Source organism: Corynebacterium sp. 335C (assembly GCF_053525695.1).
Genome location: NZ_JASTTB010000001.1, coordinates 964,709 through 985,435 on the forward strand (window position 1 = coordinate 964,709; position 20,727 = coordinate 985,435).

The window sequence follows — 20,727 nt, forward strand, 5'->3', positions numbered from 1 at the left end:
TCCGCCGGTACGGTTGGGGCCATGAGCAATCAGGGATTCGGATTCCGCCCCGGCGGCGACGACGATGACGACGACGGGCGCCGCCGCGACGGCGACTTCGGCTTCTTCGGCTTCCCCCTCGGCGGCTTCGGCTTCGGCGCCCCCGGGCAGGGCGGCGCCGGGGGCTCCGGGGGTGCCGGGGGCTCCGGGGGTGCCGGGGGTGCCGGCGGCTCCGGGGGCCAGCCGAACCTGGGCGACATCCTGAACCAGTTCGGCCAGATGCTCTCCGGCATGGGCCAGTCGATGGAGAACAACGACTCCCCCGTCAACGTCGAGGTCACCGGCCGCGTCGCCCGCCAGCGCATCGGCGACGTCGCGCCCGTCCGCGACAGCGAGCGCACGGCCCTCGCCGACGCGCTGCGCCTGGCGGAGCTGTGGCTCGACGAGGCGACGGCGCTGCCCGCCGGCGCCGACCGCGTCGAGGCGTGGAACTCCCTGCAGTGGCTGGAGGAGACGCTGCCGACGTGGCGGCGCATCGTCGAGCCCGTCGCTGCCCGCATGGCCGACGCGACGCTGGAGGGCGTGCCCGAGGAGGCCCGCGCGATGATGGGCCCGATGATGGGCATGATGAGCCGGATGAACTCCATGAACTTCGGCGCCCAGCTCGGCGGCGCGCTGGCGGGCCTGGCGAAGGACTCGCTGACCGGCTCCGACCAGGGCCTGCCGCTGCACACCTCCGGCGGCGCCGTGCTGCTGCCGACGCACCTGACGGCGCTGGCGGAGGACCTGGAGCTGCCCGCCCGCGAGCTGTACGTCTACGCCGCCGCCCGCGAGGCCGCGCACCAGCGCCTGTGGGCCCGCGTGCCGTGGCTGGCGGAGCGCATGATCTCCTCCGTCGAGGAGTACGCGCAGGGCCTGGTCATGGACTACTCCCACATCGAGGAGGCCTCGCGCGGCATCGACATCGAGGCGCTGCAGGACCCGTCGCGGATGCAGGAGGCGCTCGCCGGCCTGCAGAACATGGACCTGACGCCGAAGATCACCAGCTCGAACCAGCACGCCCGCACCCGCCTGCAGACGCTGCTGGCGCTGGTCGGCGGCTGGGTCGACGTCGTGGTGGAGGACGCGCTCGGCGAGCGGCTGCCGGGCGTCGACCGGCTGGCGGAGGCGTGGCGCCGCCGCACCGCGGTCGACGGCGCGGAGCAGGCGCTGCACAAGGCCACGGGCATCGACCTGGGCTCCCCGAAGACGTCCGAGGCCGCGGACCTGTGGCGCCGCCTGACCACCGCAGTCGGCGCGGATCGCCGCGACGCGGTGTGGGATCACCCGGATCTGCTGCCGGTCGCCGAGGACCTCGACGACTCCGCGGCGTTCATCGACGGCGTCATCGCCGGCGGCTCCGACGACTTCGACCCCATCGCGGAGCTGGAGGAGCAGCTGCGCCGGGAGGCCGAGTCCGGGGATGCGCGTGACGACGACGCCCGCCGCGACGGCGACACCGATGCCGACGGCGACGGCGACAGCGGCCGTGACGGCGGCGACGAGGGCGGCGCGAAGGGCGACGACGCGAAGTAGCGCGCCCGCGGCGACGACGCCAAGTAGCACCCCTCTTCCCCGGGCTGCGGTTGCGCGGCCCGTGGGGCGCCCTGCGGCGACGACGCAAAGGGCCGGGACACGACGTCCCGGCCCTTTTTCGCATGCCCGCCGCGCCGTCCGCGAGCCCTTTTACCCCGTCCGCGCGCCCTCGTTCCCCGCCCGGCCCACCATCAGGGTCGTTTCGACCCCGTTCCACACCCCGGCCCGGCCCCGCCCCGCACCCATGAGGGTCGTTTCGACCCCGTCGCGGACACCGGACCTCCCCGCCCGCGACGTTCCCGTGCCCCAACAGGGTCGTTTCGACCCCGTCGCGACCACCACCCTCACCTTCCAGACCCTGTTCCGGCCATTTCGACCCCGTTCCAACTGGGTCTGAACGGCCGAAACTGGGTCTGACCGCATCCGAGGACCCGGGCGAAGCCGGCGGGGTGGAGGGGGAGTCGAGGGCGGACGCGGCTAGTTCGCGCCCCAGCGCTGGTAGGCCTCCAGGTAGCCGCGCGCCCGCTCGTGGTGCGGCGCGCGGGAGGCCCACTCCCAGAACTCGTCGGAATGCCCCGACCGGATGAAGGTGTGCACGAGTTCGTGGACGATGACGTCGTCGAGCACGTAGCCGGGGACGTCGGCGAGCCGGTGCGAGATGCGGATCCGCACCGGGTCGAACGACACCGACCCCCACCGGCGCGACATGTTGCGCACCCAGCGGATCGACTCGAACTCGGGGCGGTTCTCCAGGTGCCGGCGGGCGAGCGACCGGGCGCGGCGCTCCAGCTCCGCGTCGTCCAGCGAGCTGCCGGTCTTGCGGCGGACGCGGGCGACGAGCTCCATCACCTCGCGGCGCTCCTGCTCCGGATCGACGTCCATGGGGGCCATGACGACGACCCGGTTGCCCTCCGCCCGGGCGGAGTACGTCTTCCGGCGCCGCCGGGACCGCCGCACCTCGATGCCGGGTCCGTAGTCGGGTCGCCTGTCTCCCATGTCCACCGAGCGTAGCCGCACGTCGGCGCCGCCGGTGGCCGATTCGCCCCGGGTGTGGTTGCCTCGTCCCAGACGGCATCCGGGGGATGCCCGCCGCCCGGACTGCCGGGCGGCGCACCGGGGGACGCGGCGGGGGCCGCGGGGAGGTCGACATGGGGGACGTGACGGACATGGCCGGGCCGAGGGGCCGGGCGGACGCGATCGCAGCGGCGGACGCGAAGGGCGCCGTGCGGGTGCCGGGCGCCGCGACGCGCACGGCGACGGGCACGGCGGGCGAGGTGCAGGAGAGGAGCACGCCGGCGACGAAAACCGCGACGGCACCCGCACCGGACGCGCCGCCGCCCGGCGCCGCGCCGCCGCACCGCGACGTCGTCGTCGACGCCGACGTCCGCGTCCTGCTGCGCCCCGGGCCCGCCGTCCAGTTCGGCGCCGACCCCGACCGGGCGCTGGTGTTCCGGCTGCCGCCCGGGTCCCGGCCCGGCGCGGTGCTGCGGGCGCTGCTGGCGTCGGCGCGCACCGCCTCCCCCGGCCTGCACCGGGACCTCGCCGCAGCGGGCGTCCCCGCCGACCTGGCCGGGAACCTGCTCGACGAGCTCGTCCGGGCCGGCCTCGCCTCGCGGGGCGGGAGGCGGCCGGCGCATCCCGTCGTCACGGTGATCGGCCGCGACCTGCTGCGCCGCCGCCTGGTCGCCGACCTGCGGGAGCGCGGCGTCGCCGCGGCGGGGCGGGCGCCGGGGCCGCGGACGATGGCGTGGCTCGACGCCGCCTCCCCCGCGGAGGCCGGGGCCGTCGCCGTCACCGGCATGGAGATCCCCGACCCCGCGCTGCTGGCGCTGCTGCGCCGCCGCGGGCTGCCGCACCTGTGCGCCCGCGTCCGCGACGGCGCCGCCGTCGTCGGCCCGTGGTGGGCGCCCGGCGACGGCGGCGGCCCCTCCCCCGGCCCGTGCCCGGCGTGCGGGGAGGCGGAGGCCGCCGCCGCGGATCCCGCCCGCCGGGTGCTGGCCCTCCAGCTGGCGTCGCCGCAGGCCGCGCAGGACGCGGCGGCCGTCGCGGCGGCGTCGGCCATCGCCTGCGCGCAGCTGGTCCGCGGCCCCTCGGCGGCGGTGCTGGCGGCGGAGACGACCGTCGACCCGCACCGCCTGGTCGTGCGGCGGCGGGACCTGGCGGCGCGGCGGGACTGCCCGGTCTGCCGGGGCGGGGCGGCGGCGGGGGTGGCACAATCGGCCCCATGAACGGCAGGCGCGACACGGAACAGGGGACCCGGATGTCCGGGTCCGCCCTGCGGCGCGCGGCGAAGCTGGCCGGGGTCCCGCTGGGCGCCGGCGCCCGGTCGCTGCGCCCGTCGGGGCGGCAGGACAACATCGTCCGCACCGCCGAGCAGCTCGCCGGGGTGCTCGGCGAGCTCAAGGGCGGCGCGATGAAGGTGGGGCAGGCGCTGTCCATCTTCGCGCCGGTGCTGCCGGACGAGCTGGCGGCGCCGCTGTCGTCGACGCTGACGTCGCTGCAGGCGGAGGCGCCGCCGATGCCGGCGCGGACGGTGCACCGGGTGCTGGAGCGGCAGCTCGGCGCGGCGTGGCGGGAGCGGTTCGCGGAGTTCGACGACGAGCCCGCCGCGGCGGCGTCGATCGGCCAGGTGCACCGCGCCCGCTGGGCGTCCGACGGCGCGGAGGTCGCCGTGAAGGTGCAGTACCCGGAGGCGGAGAAGGCCATCCGGTCGGATCTGCGGCAGCTGCGCGTCGTCACGCCGGTGCTGCAGCGGATGGCGCCGGGCGTCGACATGGGCGAGCTCATCGCCGCCATCCGCGACAACGTCGTCGACGAGCTGGACTACCGGCTGGAGGCCGACCACCAGCGGGCGTTCCACGCGGCGTTCGGCGACGGCCGGGAGCCGCTGCTGCACGTGCCGCGGGTGTACGCGTCGGCGCCGAAGGCGATGGTGTCGGAGTGGGTCGACGGCCGCCGGCTGTCGGAGGTCATCGGCGGCGGGACGCTGGAGGAGCGGTCCCGGGCGTCGGAGGCGCTCACCGTCTTCGAGTTCTCCTCCCCCTCCCTGGTGCGCCGGATGCACACGGACCCGCACCCGGGGAACTTCCTGCTGCGCCCGGACGGGCGGATGTCGGTCATCGACTTCGGGGCGTGCGTGCGGCTGCCGGACGGGCTGCCGCGGCCGCTGGTGGAGCTCGTCGCCGCGGTCGTCGACGGCCGCCGCGACGACCTGATGGAGCTGGCGCTGCGCCACGGCTACGTCTCCCCCGGCCGGGCGCGCGACGTGACGCCGGAGATGGTGGAGGCGTTCCTGCTGCCGTTCTCCCAGCCGCTGTCGCAGGACGACTTCGTGTTCACCGTCGAGTGGCTGCGGGAGGTGCTGCAGCCGTTCCTCGACCCGACGTCGGAGCAGTCGCGCCTGTCGCGCCGCTTCGGCATGCCGCGGCAGTACGTGATGATCCACCGGGTGCTCGCCGGCGCCGTCGCCGTCCTGGCGCAGCTGGAGGCGCCCGCGCCGTACCGCCAGGTCATCGCCGAGCACTACCCCGAGATGCTCGGCGGCCGCCCGGCGTAGGCCACCGCGCCGCGCGGGTGCCGTCGCAACGCACCGCACCGCACGCGGTCACCGCGCGGGTGCTTTACGACGTTCCCCGCCGCGGCTAGAACCCCGCGAGGATCTCCAGGACCATCGGGCCGTAGCGCTCGGCCTTGACCTGCCCGATCCCCGGCACCTGCATCAGCTGGTCGAGGCCCGTGGGGCGGCGCTCCGCGATGCCGGCCAGGGTGGCGTCGGAGAAGATGACGTAGGCGGGCACGCGCATCTCCTTCGCGGTCTCCGCCCGCCAGCCGCGCAGCGCGTCGACCAGCGCCGGATCGAGCTCCGAGGGGCAGTCGGCGCAGCGGCCGACGATGCGCTCCGTCGGGGTGGTGAGCTCCCGGCCGCACGAGGCGCACACGGCGGCGCGGCGCCCGGCGCGCTTCGGCGGGTTCGCCGCGGCGTCGGGGGCGGCGATGCCGTCGAGGAAGCGGGAGCGCCGCCGCGACCGGCGGCCGCCCTCCCGGCGCGACGCCGCCCACGACAGCTCCAGGTGCACACGGGCGCGGGTGACGCCGACGTACAGCAGGCGCCGCTCCTCCTCCACGTCGTCGGAGTCGTCGCCCTTGCGCAGCGCGTGCTGGATGGGCAGCGTCCCGTCGACGAGGCCGACGAGGAACACCGCGTCCCACTCCAGGCCCTTCGCCGCGTGGAGGCTCGCCAGCGTCACGCCCGCCGCGTCGGGGGCGTGGCCCGCCTCCTGCCGGGTGCGCAGCTGGCCGAGCAGCGCCTCCGGCGGCAGGCCGGGGCTGCGGTGGACGATCTCCTCCACCAGGTCCATCAGCGCGCCGAGGGACTGCCAGCGCTCGCGGGCGCGGGCGCCCTCCGGCTCCTCGTCCGTGAGCCCCAGGGGCGTCAGCAGGGCGCGCACCGCCGCCGCCAGGTCGCCCGTGAGCTTCCCGGCGCGGGCGGCGCGGATGATCTCCCCGATGGCCTCGCGGATCTCGGGTCGCTGGTAGAACCCCTCGCCGTCGCGGACGCGGTACGGGATGCCCGCCTCCGTCAGCGCCTGCTCGAACACCGCCGACTGGGCGTTGATGCGGTACAGCACCGCGATCTCCGACGCCGGGGTCCCGCCGTCCATCAGCCGGCGGATGCGGCGCGCGACGACGCGGGCCTCCTCCGGTTCGTCGGCGTACGCCGTGAACGTCGGCTCCGGCCCGTCCGGCCGCTGGCCCACCAGCTTCAGCCGCGAGCCCGCGATGCGGCCGCGGGCGGCGCCGATGACCTGGTTGGCCAGCTCCACCACCTGCGGCGTCGACCGGTAGTCGCGCTGCAGCCGCACCACCGTCGCGTCCGGGAAGCGGCGGGAGAAGTCCATGAGGAACCGGGGCGTCGCGCCGGTGAAGCTGTAGATGGTCTGGTTGGCGTCGCCGACCACCGTCAGGTCGTCGCGCTCCCCCAGCCACGCGTCGAGCACCCGCTGCTGCAGCGGGGTGACGTCCTGGTACTCGTCGACGACGAAGCTGCGGTACTGGGCGCGGAACTCCTCCGCCACCGCCCGCGAGTTCTCCATCGCCGCCGCCGTGTGCAGCAGCAGATCGTCGAAGTCCAGCAGCATCCCGTCCGGGGTGCGCTTCAGGTCCTCGTACGCCCGGTACGCCGCCGCGACCTTCGCCGCGTCCGCCGGCGGGGTGCGCCGGTGCGCGCCGACGGCGGACGGGTAGTCGTCCGGGGTGATGAGCGTGGCCTTCGCCCACTCGATCTCCGCCATCACGTCGCGGATGGTCTCCTTCGCCCCGTCCAGGCCCGCCTGCCGGGCGGCGCGGCCGACGGCGCCGAACTTGCGGTCGAGGATCCGCCACGGCACGTCGCCGTAGACCTGCGGCCAGAAGTAGCGCAGCTGCCGCAGCGCCGCCGAGTGGAACGTGCGGGCCTGCACGCCGGGCGAGCCCATCGCGTGCAGGCGCTCGCGCATCTCGCCGGCGGCGCGCGTCGTGAAGGTCACCGCGAGGATCTTGTGCGGCGTCGCCGCGCCCCGCTGGATCAGGTGGTTGATCCGGTGCGTGATCGTGCGGGTCTTGCCCGTGCCCGCGCCGGCGAGGATGCACACCGGCCCCAGCGGGGCCGTCGCGGCCTCCAGCTGGTCGGGGTCGAGCTGCGCCAGGCCCGGATCAGCCATCGTCGTCCATCTCGTCCGTCGTCACGCGGCGGACGTAGAGCAGCCGGTCGCCCGGCTCGACGGACTCGCACTCCGGGGAGTCGAGGCGGTACAGCTCGCCGGAGCGGACTACGCCGAGGGCGATGTCCGCCAGGTGGCGGGGGCTCGCGCCGATCTCGTCCTCCGTCACCAGGCGCTCCGCGACGGAGAAGCCCTCGTCGGGGCTCAGCAGGTCCTCCATCATCTCCACGACGGACGGGGTGACGGTGGCCAGGCCGAGCATGCGGCCGGCGGTCTCGGAGCTGATGACCACCTGGTCGGCGCCGGACTGCTCCAGCAGGTGCCGGTTCTCCGACTCGCGGACGGAGGCGACGATGGTGGCGCCCGGCGCGATCTCGCGCACCGACAGCGTCACCAGCACCGCCGTGTCGTCCTTGTTCGGGGCGACGACGACGGACCGGGCGCGCGGCACGCCCGCGAGCTTCAGCACGTCCGACTTCGTCGCCGAGCCGTGCACGGTGACGAGGCCGAGGTTGCCCGCCCTGTCGAGGGCCTGGGCGTCGGTGTCGACGACGACGATCTGGGACGGGTCGACGCCGTCGGACAGCATCGCCGTGACGGCCGAGCGGCCCTTCGTGCCGAAGCCGATGACGACGGTGTGGTTGCGCACGACTTTCCTCCAACGCTGGATCTGCAGGGTGCGGCGGGACTCCTCCGTCAGCACCGTCAGGGTGGTGCCGACCAGGAGGGCCAGGAACACCACGCGCAGGGGCGTGATGATCAGGATGTTGATGATGCGGGCCCGCTCCGTGACGGGCGAGATGTCGCCGTAGCCGGTCGTCGACAGCGACACCGACGCGTAGTACAGCGAGTCGACGAACGTCAGCTCGTCGCTGTAGCCGTCCCGGTCGAGGTAGACGACGACGGCGGCGACGAGCAGCAGGCCGATGGCGTACGCCAGACGCCGGACGATGAGTCGCCAGGGACCGCGCCGGGCGGCGGCCGGGATCTTGATGATCCCCAGCAGCGCGTGATCCGGCAGGTTGTCCAGATCCGGTTCGACGCCGAACCGGTCGCGCATCCTGTCGCGCATCACCGTTCGCCCCTTCCCTCGTCGTCCGCGCCGCGGATGAGCCCGCGCAGCGCCTCCGCCAACTCTATCCGGTCGGGCAGCAGGTCCCCTCCCGGCTCCACGGTCTCGTTGCCGCGCACGTAGTGGAACATGGCGCGCACGTCCTCCGGGGCGACGTCCTCGCCCTCCGCCCGCCGGCGATCGGCCCAGGCGATGCGGTAGATCGCCAGCTGCAGCGCCGCGCGCCGCGCCTCCTCGCCGGAGGGCCTGCGGCCGGTCTTCCAGTCGACGACGGCCCACCGGCCGCCGATGCGGAACACCGCGTCGATGCGGCCGCGGACGCGGACGCCGCCGATGCCGATGTCGAACGGCTCCTCCACCCGCTCCGGCACCCGGTCCGCCCACTCGGAGGCGGCGAACGCCTCCTGGAGGGCCTCCAGCTCCGGCTGGTCGAGCGGCTCCATGCCGGCGGCGAGCTCCGCCAGCTCGCCCTCGTCGATGAGGGCGGAGCCGGGGCCGCGGGCCTCCAGCCAGGCGTGGAAGGCGGTGCCGCGGCGGGCGAAGCGGCTGGGCTTGAACGGCACCGGCCGCGCCAGCCGCCGGGCGTAGGCGGCCGGATCGGACAGGGCGGCGCGGTACTCGGAGACCGACAGCTGCGCCGGGGCCGGCACCTCGACCTCCTCGCCGGCGCGGGCGAGCTCCTCCAGCAGCAGCGTCGTCTCGTCGGCCCACACCCGGGAGATGTCGCGCTCCAGCGGCTCGGCGGCGTCGCCGGCGCGGGCGGCGCGGACCATCTCCGCGGCCTCCTCCACGCGGGGGCGGCGGGCGCCGAGCGGGTCGGCGGGCCAGGCGACCTCGCCGCCGCCGGCGCGGGCCGGGGGCTCCGCCGGGGCCTCCCCCGTCCACGGGCCGACGGCCTCGGGGAAGCGGCGGGCGAGCTCCAGCAGGTGCTCCGACGGCCCCTCCGGCTTCGCCCGGTCGGGGCTCATGCGGTGGCAGGCGCTGACCAGCAGCAGCCGGGCGGAGCGGGTGACGGCGACGTAGAACAGGCGGCGCAGCTCGGCGACGACGCCGTCGCGGATCTCCGCCTTGTGCTCGTCCATCGCCGCGGCGAGCTCGCCCTGGTGGGCGGCGCCGCCGGAGTCGAGCTGCGGCTCGCCCTCGTGCGCCGGCGGCAGCCGGTCCGGGTTCGTCAGCCACGTCTCCGCGGTCGCCTCGTCGTACTGGGTGGCGGTGACGTGGGGGACGGCGACGACGTCCCACTCCAGGCCCTTGGCCTTGTGGACGGTCATGATCTCCACCCGGTCGCCGCGCACCGGCACGACGCCGGGCTCCAGGCCCCGGTCGTGCTCGGCGGCCAGGCGCAGCCAGCCGAGGAACGCCGCGGCGCCGCCGCCGGTGCGGCGGGCGAAGTCGGCGGCGACATCGGCCAGCCGGTCGAGGTGCGCGGTGCCGGCGGGCCCGCCCGCGGCGGCGGTCTCGGCGCGGATGCCGAAGACCTCCTCCACCCGGGCGACGAGGTCCGGCAGCGACGGCGCGGGCGTCGCCCGGCGCAGCCCCTCCAGCTGGGCGCCGAGGGCGCGGATGCGGCGCAGGCCCTCCTCCGAGTAGCCCTCCGCCTCGCCGGGATCGTCGACGGCGAAGCCGAGGCCCGACGGCGGCGCCTCCAGCTCCTCCGCGATGGCGTCGATGCCGTCGGCCAGCCGCTCCAGCGGGCCGTCGGCGGGCTCCGGGCGCTCCCCGCGGGCGCGGGCGAGGAAGGCGGCGCGGCGGGACAGGGCGGCGACGTCGGCGGCGCCGAGGCGCCAGCGCGGGCCGGTGAGCAGCCGCAGCATCGCCTCGTCGTCGCCGGGGTCGGCGACGGCGCGCAGGTGGGCGACGACCTCCTCGACCTCCGGGACGGACAGCAGCCCGCCGACGCCGACGATGACGGAGGGCACGTCGCGCTCCGACAGGGCGGCGTGGATGGCGGCGCAGTCGGCGTTGCGGCGCACCAGCGCGGCGGCCTCGAAGCGGCGCCCTTCGGCGCGGGCGTCGCGGTACTCCTGCGCCAGCCGGTCGGCGACCCACGCCAGCTCCTCGGCGGCGGTGGGGTGCAGCGACAGCTCCAGCGCGCCGCGGCCGGCGCCGGGACGGGCGGAGAGCTCCTCGACGGTGCGCTCCCGGCCGGCGAAGGCGCGGCGGGAGACCTCGTTGGCGACGTCGAGGACGGCGACGGGGTTGCGCCACGACGTCGTCAGCTGCAGCGTCTGCGCAGGCTCGCCCGCCGCCGTCGGGAAGTCGCCGGGGAAGCCGGCGAGGTTCGCGGCCGTCGCGCCGCGCCACCCGTAGATGGCCTGCATGGGGTCGCCGACGGCGGTGACGGCGGCGCCGGCGTAGAGGGCGCGCAGCAGCACGCGCTGGGAGTGCGAGGTGTCCTGGTACTCGTCGAGCATGACGACGCGGTGCCGCGCCCGCTCGGACTCCCCGACCTCGGCGACGCGGACGGCCAGCTGCGCGGCCAGCGCCATCTGCCGGGTGAAGGTGCGGGCGCCGGCGGCGGCGAAGCGGGCGCGCAGCTCCTCCACCAGCGGGATGAGGCCCAGGCGGTCGCGCTGGGCGTCGACGACGCGGACGAGCTTCGAGTGCAGCTCGGTCTTCTGCCGCGGCGCCGCCTCCGTCTGGGCGATGACGTGCAGCAGCGCCTCCGTCTCCGCCCGCGCGTCGGCGGGATCGGCGAGGCGGCCGTCCATCTCCTCCGACAGGTTGAGCAGGCGCTTCGCGGCCTCGGCGGCGCCGCGGCGCTGGTCGACGTCGGACTTCGACGTCACCAGGTCCCACGCCGCGGTCCAGGCGCCGGCGCCGTCGAGGATGTCGGCGACGGGCTCGGCGGGCAGCAGCAGCCCGTACTCGGAGACCAGCGAACCCGCGTAGGAGTCGTACGTCGCCGTCGTCGGCGCGATGGCCTCCAGCGACTCCAGCACCGCGGGGTCGGCGACCGCCCGGAAGTCGCGTGACGACGCGAGCGCCCCCAGGCGGCGCCGGATCCGCTGGCCCAGTTCCCGCGCGGCCTTGCGGGTGAAGGTGAGGCCCAGGATCTCCTCGGGCCGGACGTGCCCGTTGGCGACGAGCCACACGACGCGCGCGGCCATCGTCTCGGTCTTGCCCGCCCCGGCGCCGGCGACGACGAGCATCGGGCCGGGGTCGGCGCCGATGACGGCGGCCTGCTGCGCCGTCGGCGCGTACGCCTGGCCGAGCATGCGGGACAGGGTCACAGGGTCGATCATCGCGGCTCCTCCCCCGGCATCGCGGCGACGGTGGGGCAGGCCAGGCGGACGCGGCATCGGTCGCAGTGGGGGCCGGGCCTGGCGACGGATCCGGGGCCGCGCAGGGAGGCCGCCGCCGCGGCGACCTGCCCACGCCACTCCTCCAGCGCCTCGCCCGCCAGCTGCGCCTGCACCCGGACCGTCGGCCCCGCCTTCTGGGGCTTGCGCGGGTAGACCAGCATGCCGCCGGCGGGGGCGCGGCCGGAGTCGTGCAGCGCCAGCTGGTACGTCGCCAGCTGCGGGTCGGCCTCGGCGGCCGCAATCGTCGCGGCCTGGCGGGAGGTCTTGATGTCGACGGCGACGACGCCGTCCGGCGTCTCCTCCAGCCGGTCGATGCGGCCGGCGACGACGACGCCGTCGGCGACCTCCACCCGGATGCCCTGCTCCACGACGGCCGGCGGACGGGCGGAGACCCAGGCGGCCCAGCCGGCCAGCGCCTCCTCCCACTCGTCGAGCACGGCGGGCATGCGCCACCGCGGCTCGTCGAGCACCCGGTCGAGGCCGCGGCGCATCTCCTCGGCGGCGTCGGCGAAGCCCACGCCGTCCTCCAGCGCCTCCGCGGCGGCGTGGAAGATGGAGCCCGCCGACATCGCGGGCGCCTTCTCCGGCTGCTCCAGCAGCGTGCGCAGCGGGCACTCCAGCGCCCGCCCCACCTTCGACGGGCTGACGCGCACGGGCCCCTCGGCCACCGGCTCCTCCGTCGACGCGGCGGGCAGCCCCCACCACTCGGCGGGGTCGGCGGCGGGCACGCCGGCCTCCGCCAGGCGGGCGAGCTGCGCGGCGGCGCGGCGCCGGTGGCCCGGACCCGCCTCCTCGCCCGCCACGGCGGCGCGCAGCTCCGCGACCAGCGCGGCCGCCGACAGCACCCGCGGCATCTCCTCCGTCACCGGGATGGCCGCCTCCGCGGCCGGCGCGGGGGCGGCGGGGGCGCCGTCGTCACGCGCATCCGCGGGGGTGTCCTCCCCGTCCGCACCGGGATCGGCGGCGGGGCGGGGACCGTCGTCACGCGCATCCGCGGCACGCTCCACCGCCGCGCCGAGCTCCGCGAGGAACCGCGACGGCTCCCCGACGTCGTCCGGCGCGTCGACCGCGGTGACCAGCAGCTGCTCCGAGGCGCGGGAGACCGCGACGTGCAGCAGCCGCCGCTCCTCCGCCAGCCGCGCCCGCACGTGCGACACCGGCGTGCCCGGCTCGATGCCGCGATCCAGCAGATCGACGAGCTCCTGCTGGTGCAGCAGCGACCCCGTCGTCGTCAGCGACGGCCACACGGCCTCCTGCACCCCCGCCACCGCGACGACCCGCCACTGCCGGCCCAGCGACGCGTGCGCCGAGATGACCGACACCGCGTCCCGCGGGGCGCCCCGGCGATCGCGGGCGCCCGCCGGCAGCTCCTGCGCGCGGACGTGATCGAGGAACGTCGACGGCGCCATCATCGGGCTGTCCTCCACCACGTCGCCCGCGAAGTCGAACAGCGACATCACCGCGTCGAGGTCCCGGTCCGCCGCCGCACCCGCCGCGCCGCCGCGCAGCGACGCCGCCAGCAGCGCGTCCGACAGCCCGGCGGCGTCCCAGATGCCCCACAGCGTCGACTCGATGCCGTCGGCCAGGCCCGCCCGGCCCCCGTCGACGACCGCGCGGACGCGGTCCAGCGTCATCCGGCCGCGGCCCGTGCCCACCGCCGCGAGCAGCTCCGCGTCCGGCTCCGCGCCCGCCGGCGCCGACAGGTGCGCGACGAGGGTCTCCATGCCGCGGCGGTGCGGGTGCGCCACACGGGCGGCGCGGACCAGGCGGTTGAGCGTCACCGGATCGGCCTGGCCGAGGGGCCCCGTGAGCAGGCTCTCCCACCCCGCCTCGTCCGGCTCGCCGACGACGGCCTCCATCGCCAGCAGGATCGCGGCGACCATGCGCTGCTCCGCCAGCACCACGTCGGTCGGGTCGACGCGCACGGGCACGCCCGCCCGCGCCAGCGCCCGGTGCAACGGGGAATCGGCCGCGCCACCTCGGACGATGACGGCCATGTCGCGCCACGGGACGCCGTCGCGCAGGTGCGCGCGCCGCAGGAAGTCGGCGACGTCGGCGCGCTCGCCGGCCGCCGTGTCGTGCACGTGCACCGCCACCGCGCCCGCGTGCCCCGCCGGCCCGGTCGGCCGGGTCCGCAGCCGGTCGGCGACCGCCGCGAGCCCCCGGCCCAGGCGGTGCGATCCGCCGAGCTCCACCCGCCGGCCGTCGTCGCCGAAGCCCGCCAGGAACGCCCCGTCGGCGCCGCGGAAGTGCAGCACCGCCTGGTCCGGGTCGCCGGCGACGACCGCCAGGCGCGCGCGGGCGGCGAGCATGCCGACGAGCTCCGCCGACTTCGGGTCCAGGTGCTGCGCGTCGTCGACCAGCAGCACCTCCGCCGCCGCGTCCTCCAGCAGCCCCTCGTCCGCCGCCAGCTCCGCCACCGCCCCGGACACCAGCTCCGAGGCGTTGCGCCCGTCGTCGCCCGACAGCCGCATCACCTGCTCGTACTGCTCCAGGAACCCGCCGGCCGCGGTCCACTCCGCGATGCCGTGCCGCTCCCCCAGCTCCCGCAGGCCGTCGGCGCCGAGGCCGCGCTCCTGCGCACGCAGCAGCAGGTCGCGCACCTGGCGGGACAGGCCTCGCAGGCCCAGCGCCGGGCGCAGCCGCTCCGGCCACCGGGCGGGGTCGTCGCCCTCCAGCAGCTCGTGGACCACCGCGTCCTGCCGGGCGCCCGGCACCAGGGACGGCTCCACGTCGCCGCGGGCCACCGCCGCCGCGCGGACGACGGCGAACGCCAGCGAATGCACCGACCGGATCATCCCGCCGGTGCCCGCGGCCGCGTCGCCCAGGCGCGCGGCGACGTCGGCGCGCAGATCCGCCGCCGCCTCCTTCGAATGCGCCAGCACCGCCACCGATGCCCCGGCCGTCGCGTGCGCCACCGCCACGTCGGCCAGCAGCGCCGTCTTGCCGGAGCCGGGCCCGCCGACGACGCGCCAGCGGCCCCGCGCCGACGGCCCCGTCAGCGCCGCCTCCGGCCCCTCCCACGTCCGCGGCTCCGGCGGCGGGGCGGGGACGAGGCGGATGGGCGGGAAGGGCCCCGCGCTCATCGCCGGACGAACCCGCGGACGATCTCCGCGGCGCGCGACAGGCCAGCCCACGCCGTCGGGTTGGCGTCCGGGTGCGCCGCGTGCACGAACAGGCGGTACATCACCGCGCGGATGAGCAGCTGATCCCAGTGCGGCAGGCGGGCGAAGCGGGCCGGCAGCCCCTCGTCCGCGCCGCCCCACGCCAGCGCGTCGGCGACGACGAGGGCGGGCGTCCAGCCCGCCGGCCGCCACCGCGGGACGATGTCCGTGACGACGGGCACCGCCGCGCCGTCGAACAGCATCGTCGCCAGCGGATCGCCGTGCGCCGGGCGATCCGGGGCGTCCACCGGCCGCCGCTCCTCCATCAGCGCCGTCGCCGCGGCCAGCGCCGCCGCCGCGTCCTCCCCCGGCACCGACTCCGCGTCGAGCACGCGCTCGAGCTCCGACGCCGGGTCATGGGCCCACGCCGCGCGGTCGCACGCCGAGAACACGTCGCCGCGCGCCGCCGACAGGAACCGGGGCCGCTGCAGCCCCGCCAGCGCCTCCTCCAGCGCGATGGCCGCCACCACCGCCTCGTCGAACCGGCGGGCCGGGGCGCCCGGCGCCCACTGCCGCGCCTGCCACCCCGCCAGCACGTGCCGGCCGTCGGAGGTGCGGTGGGAGCGCACGGCGGCGACCCGGTCCGCGGACAGGGCGGAGCGGACCTTCGCCGACCAGGCCGCGACGGGCCCGTCGGCCACGCGTGACAGGACCATGTCGCCGTAGCGCAGGCCGTCGTCCCAGGCCGGGCCGGCCGGCTCCGGGGCGCCGATGGCGCCGAAGCCGTCGAGGACGTGGGAGGGCGGGTGGAGGGTCATGGCGACCACGCTACCCGCCGACCCGACATCGCCCTCCCGCGTCGCCGCCGCGGATCGCGCGACCGCCCGCGACCACGGGGAACGGTCGCGGGCGGTGCGGGAAGGGCGCGGGGCGCGGCGCGGATGGGCGACCACGCGGGGAGGGCGGGACGGGGAATCCTCCCCGTCAGCGGCCCGTCGGGTACGGCCAGCCGTTCGCCCTGCAGTGGAACCCGTTGTCCGGGTAGACGGGGTCGGCGCCCATGTCGAACACCGTCTTGTTGTCCAGCGCCAGCGACTGCTGCAGCATCACCGGCGCCAGCGCCCCGTCGGCGGGGCAGGCGTCGTGGCCGTAGCCGAGGGCGTGGCCGACCTCGTGGTTGATGAGGTAGTGCCGGTACCCGCCCAGGTCCCCCTCGAAGGTGGAAGCCCCGCGGATCCAGCGGGAGTTGTTGAGGATGATGCGGTCGGGGCCGGACTCCCCGCCGTTCAGGCGGCAGCTGACCTCGAACTTCAGCGTCTGGCCGCACAGCTCCGCCGCCGTGTCGCTGGCGACGAGCTGGATGAGCATGTCCGGGTCCTCGTCCTCCGCGACGTGCCGGAAGCCCCACTTCGGATCGGCCGTCCAGCCGCGGACCGGGTCCGTCAGAGTCGCGTCGACCATCGCGGCGAACGCGTCGGCGCCGCCGAAGACCGCGGCGTCGACGACGTCCTCGATCTGCGTCACGTAGTCCAGGTGGAGCTCACGCCCCTCGCCGGCCGCGGCGCCCGGGGCGCCGACGGTGAGGAAATTCCCCGAGCCCTCGACCGCGAAGTCGGGGCCGGGCGGGAGGACGCCGGCGGAGGGTTGCGTCGCAAAGCCCCCGGGCGTCGGCCCGGGCGCCGCATGCTCCGCGTGACCCGCCTCCCCGGCGGGCGCATCCTCCCCCGTGCCGCGCACGACGTCGACGACGACCCACGCGGTGATGACGACCAGCACGGGGATGACGTACGCGCGCCACCCCAGGCGATGCGCCGTGCGCACCGCCCAGGACTCCCCGCAGCCGTCCGACACTCCGCCGCCCCTAGGCGATGAAGCCGACGTGGCGGTTCGACGCCGCGCCGATCTGCACGTACGCGATCTTCTCCACGCGCGCGAGGTGCGTGCGGCCCTGCGCGTCGGCGATCTCCAGCACGCCGGAGCCGGACGACAGCGCGTCGGCGATGCGGCCGCGCAGCTCCTCCCCGCCCTCGGCGCCGGCGATGGTCAGCTCACGGGCGACGTCCACGAATCCGATGGTGATGTCCATGGCGGCCATCATAGACACGTCACCGCGGCCGCCCGGGCCGTCGGGCTAGGATTGACGGGAACAGCAACGACACGGACGACCCGAAGGAGACGACGACGTGGCAGCCCAGGCGGGACCCGCCTTTTCGGAACTGGGGGTGGCCGCCGAGATCTGCGCGGCGCTCTCCGCGCACGGCATCGCCCGGACGTTCGCCATCCAGGAGCTGACGCTGCCGCTGGCGCTGGACGGCGCCGACATCATCGGCCAGGCCCGCACCGGCATGGGCAAGACCCTCGGCTTCGGCGTCCCCCTCCTCGACCGCGTCTTCGACGACGCCCGCGTCCGTGAGCCGGACGGCACCCCGCGCGCCCTCGTCGTCGTCCCCACCCGCGAGCTGGCGCAGCAGGTCCACGACGACCTCGCCCCCGCCGCGGACGCCGTCGGCCTGCGCATGACCGTCATCTACGGCGGCCGCCCCTACGAGGAGCAGATCGAGGCGCTGGAGAAGGGCGTCGACGTCATCGTCGGCACGCCCGGCCGCCTGCTGGACCTCGCGATGCGCGGCAACCTCGTCCTGTCGAAGGTCGCCGTGCTCGTGTTCGACGAGGCCGACGAGATGCTTGACCTCGGCTTCCTGCCCGACATCGAGCAGATCCTCCGCGCGGTGCCGGAGGAGCGGCAGACGATGCTGTTCTCCGCCACCATGCCCGGGCCGATCCTCAAGCTCGCCCGCACGTTCATGCGCACCCCCGTCCACATCCGGGCGGAGTCCGGCGACTCCGAGGCGCAGATCCACGAGACCACCCGCCAGGTCGTCTTCCAGTCCCACCAGATGGACAAGACCGAGGTCATCGCCCGCATCCTGCAGGCGGAGGGCCGCGGCCGCACCATGATCTTCGCCCGCACCAAGCGGTCGACGGCGACGCTGGCGGAGAAGCTCGGCGAGCGCGGCTTCCACGTCACCGCCGTCCACGGCGACATGGGCCAGCCGGCGCGCGAGAAGTCCCTCAACGCCTTCCGCCGCGGCGACGTCGACGTCCTCGTCGCCACCGACGTCGCGGCCCGCGGCATCGACGTCGACGACGTCACCCACGTCATCAACCACCAGGTGCCGGAGGACGAGATGACGTACGTCCACCGCATCGGCCGCACCGGCCGCAAGGGCAAGACCGGCACCGCCGTCACCCTCGTCGGCTGGGACGAGGTCAGCCGCTGGAAGATGATCGACGACGCGCTGGGCCTGGGCGTCGGCGAGCCGCCGCAGTGGTTCTCCAACTCCCCGGAGCTCGCCGAGGCGCTGGACATCCCCGACGGCGTCACCGGCCGCGTCGGCTCCCCGCGCCCCGTGCTGGGCGCGCGTCCCCCGCGCGACCGCGACCGGGGCGGGCGCGACGGCGGCCGCGGCCGGGACCGCGATCGCGGCGGCCGCTCGGGCGACCGCGGCGGGCGCGGCGGGCGATCCGGGGGCCGTTCCCGCCGATGAGGCCGGACCGCAACCACGTCGCGTCGGCGCTCATCGTCGCCGCCGTCGCCGGCGTGGCCGCGATCACCTGGGCCGGGGCGCCCGCGCGGCAGGTGGAGCATTCCGTCGCCGCCGCGCCCCTGCCCGTCCCGCCCGCCCCCGCCGCGCCCGCACCGGGCGCGCTGGCAGAGGCGTGGGCGCTGCCCGCCGCCGACGTCCCCGGCACCGTCGCCGAGGGCCCGGTGGCGCTGGTGCCGCAGGCCGACGGCGTCCGCGCCGTCGACCCCGCCACCGGCGACGTCGCCTGGTCCTACCGCCGGGACGGCATGGGGATGTGCGCCGTGCTGGCGGAGGGCGACCGCGCCGCGGCCGTGTTCCGCGGCCCGGCCGGCTGCGGCGAGGTCACGGGTCTGTCGCTTGACGACGGCTCCTACTCCGCCACGCGCCGGTCGCTCGCCTCCGACGACGTCACGCCGGTGCCGGGCGGGTCCCGCCTGGGCGTGCGGTCCGGGACGTTCGCGGAGATCTGGCGCGGCGACCTGGTGCGCACCGTCGGCTTCGGGGCGCAGGAGGCGCCGGTGCGGCCGGACGCCCAGCCCTACGCCGGCTGCCGGATGGCCGACGCCCGCGCCGACGGCGACCTCTTCGCCGTCATCGCCGAATGCGCCGACGAGACCCGCCTGGTGCTGCAGGAGGCGGTGCCGGAGGAGGCCGACGAGCCGGAGATCCGCGGCGACGTCAACGTGCCGGAGGGCTCCCACCTGGTGGCGATGGACGACGGCGGCGTCGTCCTCCGCGCCGGCGACGAGCTGCGCGCCTACCGCGACGACGCGGAGCGCGCGGGCGTCTGGCCCGCGGCGGCCCCGGCGACGGCGGCCGACCCGGCCTCGCTGCACGACGCCGGCCCGTGGACTCTGTGGTTCGCGGGCGACCAGCTGGTCGTCCTCGACGCCGCCGGGCACCGGGAGGTATCCCGCGTGCCCCGTGCCATCGGCACCGGCGACATGTGGGGCGACCGGCTGCTCGTGCCGGTGCGGGGCGGCATCGCCGTCGCCGACCCGCTGACCGGCGCGGTCGAGCGGACCATCCCCGTGTCCCGGCCGGACGGGCCGGTGCACCTGCGGGTCGTCGGCTCGGCCATCGTGGAGCGCCGGGCGGGCGAGGTCGCGGGCCTCGTCGCCCCGGCTGCCGCGGACCCTGCCCCCGCGCCGGCCGCACCGGCCGCACCCGCGGAACCGGCCCCGGCGCCCGCGCCCGCCCCGGCTCCTGCCGAGCCCGCCGCCGGCCCCGCCGCTCCCCCTGCGGCCCCGGCTCCCGCGGACGCACCCGTCCCGCAGGTTCCGGCCGCCGGCCCGGCGCCCGCCGCGCCGCGGCCGTAGCCGTCGTCACGCGAATCCCGCGGGAAACGCCCACGTGGGGCGGACTTTCACGATGCCCGTCCGCGACGTCCGAACGGGCACGAAACGGGCATGCCCCGATGGTGCGCCACACGGCCCGCCGAGGCGACGAACCCCGCCGCCGGGCCCGGGCGCCGGACGCCGCCGGATGACGCCGCAGCGGGCGATTCAGGGACTCGCGGATGATCCGACCTTCGTGGGTGAACGGCGCCCACCGACCTCGGCAACGTCCCGCGGGGACGGGATCCGGCCCCCGCGTACCGACGAGCGACCTTCGGCACCCGCAGGCGCCCGCCGAAGGGCACCGGCCGGTACGTTTCGGGGTCGGATCCGTACCGGCCGATGCCCTCGGTCGGCCGCGGCGAGGGGCCGAAGGGCAGCCGTCGGTACGCACCGCGCCGCGGGCCCTTCGACGGACCTGCAACCGCCCGCCGCGGGCCCTCCGTCGGACCGGCAACCGCCCGCCGCGCCCCTCGCCGGCCGGCCGCGGCCACGGCGCGGGCCCCTCGGGGAACGGCTGCGCCCCGACGCGGTCCCGACGCCCCCCCCGAATACGAAGAACCGCCGCGGCGCGTACTGCGCGGCGGCGGTGACGGCCGGAAGCCGGGCCGGGAACCCGGAACCCGGCGGGCCCGGGCCTAGCCCCCGTAGGAGTTCGCGGCCCAGTTCACGGCGCGGCCGTTGAACATGCAGACCAGGGCGGCCAGGGAGACGCCGCCGGTGATGACGGCCAGCACCCAGGCGTGGGACGTGGCCATGTAGTAGGCCACGCCGAGGGTGCACAGGTTCAACATGACGATGGGCCCGCGGCCCCACCGCCGGCCGCGCAGCAGCATGATCGCGCCGGCGAGGACGGCGCCGAAGATGAGCAGGAACCACAGGCCCGTGCCCCAGCCGGAGATGACGGCGCCCGGATCCTCGAAACCCTGCAGGTCGCGGACGATCACGAGGATGCCGTAGCCGATGCCGACGAGGCACTCGACGATGCCGATCCACGCCCCGATGATGACGGATCGGGGTGCGGGCGGCGCGCTGGTTCCGGAATTGCTGGGGCTCACGGGATCCCACC

At 76.6% G+C, this 20,727-nt stretch carries 14 protein-coding genes; 5 read left to right on the top strand and 9 right to left on the bottom strand.

Annotated elements, in window-relative coordinates:
* Positions 1-21: 21 nt before the first annotated feature.
* Entirely contained in the window at positions 22-1,554 is a 1,533-nt protein-coding gene (locus QQS41_RS04105) for a zinc-dependent metalloprotease (protein WP_448851395.1), read from the top strand.
* A gap of 477 nt (positions 1,555-2,031) precedes the next feature.
* On the opposite strand, the gene QQS41_RS04110 is transcribed toward QQS41_RS04105, so the two are convergent.
* The gene (locus tag QQS41_RS04110; protein ID WP_448851396.1) at positions 2,032-2,550 is read right to left on the bottom strand and encodes a YgjP-like metallopeptidase domain-containing protein; all 519 of its coding nucleotides are present in this window, start codon (positions 2,548-2,550) and stop codon (positions 2,032-2,034) included.
* Positions 2,551-2,702: 152 nt separating this feature from the next.
* On the opposite strand from QQS41_RS04110, the gene QQS41_RS04115 reads away from it, so the two are divergent.
* Both QQS41_RS04115 and QQS41_RS04120 read left to right on the top strand, forming a co-directional pair.
* On the top strand, positions 2,703-3,782 hold the full coding sequence (locus tag QQS41_RS04115; protein WP_448851397.1) for a hypothetical protein: 1,080 nt from the start codon (positions 2,703-2,705) through the stop codon (positions 3,780-3,782).
* 32 nt (positions 3,783-3,814) lie between these two features.
* Positions 3,815-5,110, top strand: a complete 1,296-nt coding sequence (locus tag QQS41_RS04120; RefSeq protein WP_448851398.1) for an ABC1 kinase family protein — start codon at positions 3,815-3,817, stop codon at positions 5,108-5,110.
* Positions 5,111-5,195: 85 nt separating this feature from the next.
* Here the strand turns inward: QQS41_RS04120 and QQS41_RS04125 are convergent, their stop codons facing one another.
* The 7 genes from QQS41_RS04125 to QQS41_RS04155 all read right to left on the bottom strand — a co-directional run bounded on the left by QQS41_RS04125 (position 5,196) and on the right by QQS41_RS04155 (position 16,820).
* Positions 5,196-7,253 carry an ATP-dependent DNA helicase UvrD2 gene (locus QQS41_RS04125; protein WP_448851399.1) on the bottom strand — a complete coding sequence of 686 codons (2,058 nt, stop codon included), beginning with the start codon at positions 7,251-7,253 and terminating at the stop codon, positions 5,196-5,198.
* Entirely contained in the window at positions 7,246-8,325 is a 1,080-nt protein-coding gene (locus QQS41_RS04130; protein ID WP_448851400.1) for a potassium channel family protein, read from the bottom strand. The genes QQS41_RS04125 and QQS41_RS04130 overlap by 8 nt, the downstream gene beginning before the upstream one ends.
* On the bottom strand, positions 8,325-11,570 hold the full coding sequence (locus tag QQS41_RS04135; protein ID WP_448851401.1) for an ATP-dependent helicase: 3,246 nt from the start codon (positions 11,568-11,570) through the stop codon (positions 8,325-8,327). The genes QQS41_RS04130 and QQS41_RS04135 overlap by 1 nt, the downstream gene beginning before the upstream one ends.
* On the bottom strand, positions 11,567-14,716 hold the full coding sequence (locus tag QQS41_RS04140; RefSeq protein WP_448851402.1) for a PD-(D/E)XK nuclease family protein: 3,150 nt from the start codon (positions 14,714-14,716) through the stop codon (positions 11,567-11,569). Before QQS41_RS04140 ends, QQS41_RS04135 begins: the two co-directional genes overlap by 4 nt.
* Complete coding sequence (locus QQS41_RS04145) at positions 14,713-15,552, bottom strand: TIGR02569 family protein (RefSeq protein ID WP_448851403.1); 840 nt, start codon at positions 15,550-15,552, stop codon at positions 14,713-14,715. The genes QQS41_RS04140 and QQS41_RS04145 overlap by 4 nt, the downstream gene beginning before the upstream one ends.
* Positions 15,553-15,718: 166 nt before the next feature.
* Positions 15,719-16,585 carry a DUF3152 domain-containing protein gene (locus QQS41_RS04150; protein WP_448851404.1) on the bottom strand — a complete coding sequence of 289 codons (867 nt, stop codon included), beginning with the start codon at positions 16,583-16,585 and terminating at the stop codon, positions 15,719-15,721.
* A 10-nt stretch (positions 16,586-16,595) separates the two neighbouring features.
* Positions 16,596-16,820, bottom strand: coding sequence for a DUF3107 domain-containing protein (locus tag QQS41_RS04155; RefSeq protein ID WP_448851405.1), 225 nt, complete (start codon positions 16,818-16,820; stop codon positions 16,596-16,598).
* Between the two features lie 97 nt (positions 16,821-16,917).
* On the opposite strand from QQS41_RS04155, the gene QQS41_RS04160 reads away from it, so the two are divergent.
* Together QQS41_RS04160 and QQS41_RS04165 are read left to right on the top strand one after the other, a co-directional pair.
* Positions 16,918-18,282: a DEAD/DEAH box helicase gene (locus QQS41_RS04160; protein WP_448851406.1), complete on the top strand. Its 1,365-nt coding sequence runs from the start codon at positions 16,918-16,920 to the stop codon at positions 18,280-18,282.
* The gene (locus QQS41_RS04165; RefSeq protein WP_448851407.1) at positions 18,279-19,640 is read left to right on the top strand and encodes an Rv3212 family protein; all 1,362 of its coding nucleotides are present in this window, start codon (positions 18,279-18,281) and stop codon (positions 19,638-19,640) included. The genes QQS41_RS04160 and QQS41_RS04165 overlap by 4 nt, the downstream gene beginning before the upstream one ends.
* A 656-nt stretch (positions 19,641-20,296) precedes the next feature.
* On the opposite strand, the gene QQS41_RS04170 is transcribed toward QQS41_RS04165, so the two are convergent.
* Complete coding sequence (locus tag QQS41_RS04170; RefSeq protein ID WP_448851408.1) at positions 20,297-20,716, bottom strand: hypothetical protein; 420 nt, start codon at positions 20,714-20,716, stop codon at positions 20,297-20,299.
* Positions 20,717-20,727 lie beyond the last annotated feature (11 nt).

Bases quoted from the DNA above. Each gene is read 5' to 3' on its own strand.
- QQS41_RS04105 (WP_448851395.1), top strand. From the start codon at position 22: ATGAGCAATCAGGGATTCGGATTCCGCCCCGGCGGCGACGACGATGAC.
- QQS41_RS04140 (WP_448851402.1), bottom strand. From the start codon at position 14,716: ATGAGCGCGGGGCCCTTCCCGCCCATCCGCCTCGTCCCCGCCCCGCCG.
- QQS41_RS04145 (WP_448851403.1), bottom strand. From the start codon at position 15,552: ATGACCCTCCACCCGCCCTCCCACGTCCTCGACGGCTTCGGCGCCATC.
- QQS41_RS04135 (WP_448851401.1), bottom strand. From the start codon at position 11,570: ATGATCGACCCTGTGACCCTGTCCCGCATGCTCGGCCAGGCGTACGCG.
- QQS41_RS04110 (WP_448851396.1), bottom strand. From the start codon at position 2,550: ATGGGAGACAGGCGACCCGACTACGGACCCGGCATCGAGGTGCGGCGG.
- QQS41_RS04130 (WP_448851400.1), bottom strand. From the start codon at position 8,325: ATGCGCGACAGGATGCGCGACCGGTTCGGCGTCGAACCGGATCTGGAC.
- QQS41_RS04120 (WP_448851398.1), top strand. From the start codon at position 3,815: ATGTCCGGGTCCGCCCTGCGGCGCGCGGCGAAGCTGGCCGGGGTCCCG.
- QQS41_RS04165 (WP_448851407.1), top strand. From the start codon at position 18,279: ATGAGGCCGGACCGCAACCACGTCGCGTCGGCGCTCATCGTCGCCGCC.
- QQS41_RS04125 (WP_448851399.1), bottom strand. From the start codon at position 7,253: ATGGCTGATCCGGGCCTGGCGCAGCTCGACCCCGACCAGCTGGAGGCC.
- QQS41_RS04155 (WP_448851405.1), bottom strand. From the start codon at position 16,820: ATGGACATCACCATCGGATTCGTGGACGTCGCCCGTGAGCTGACCATC.
- QQS41_RS04115 (WP_448851397.1), top strand. From the start codon at position 2,703: ATGGGGGACGTGACGGACATGGCCGGGCCGAGGGGCCGGGCGGACGCG.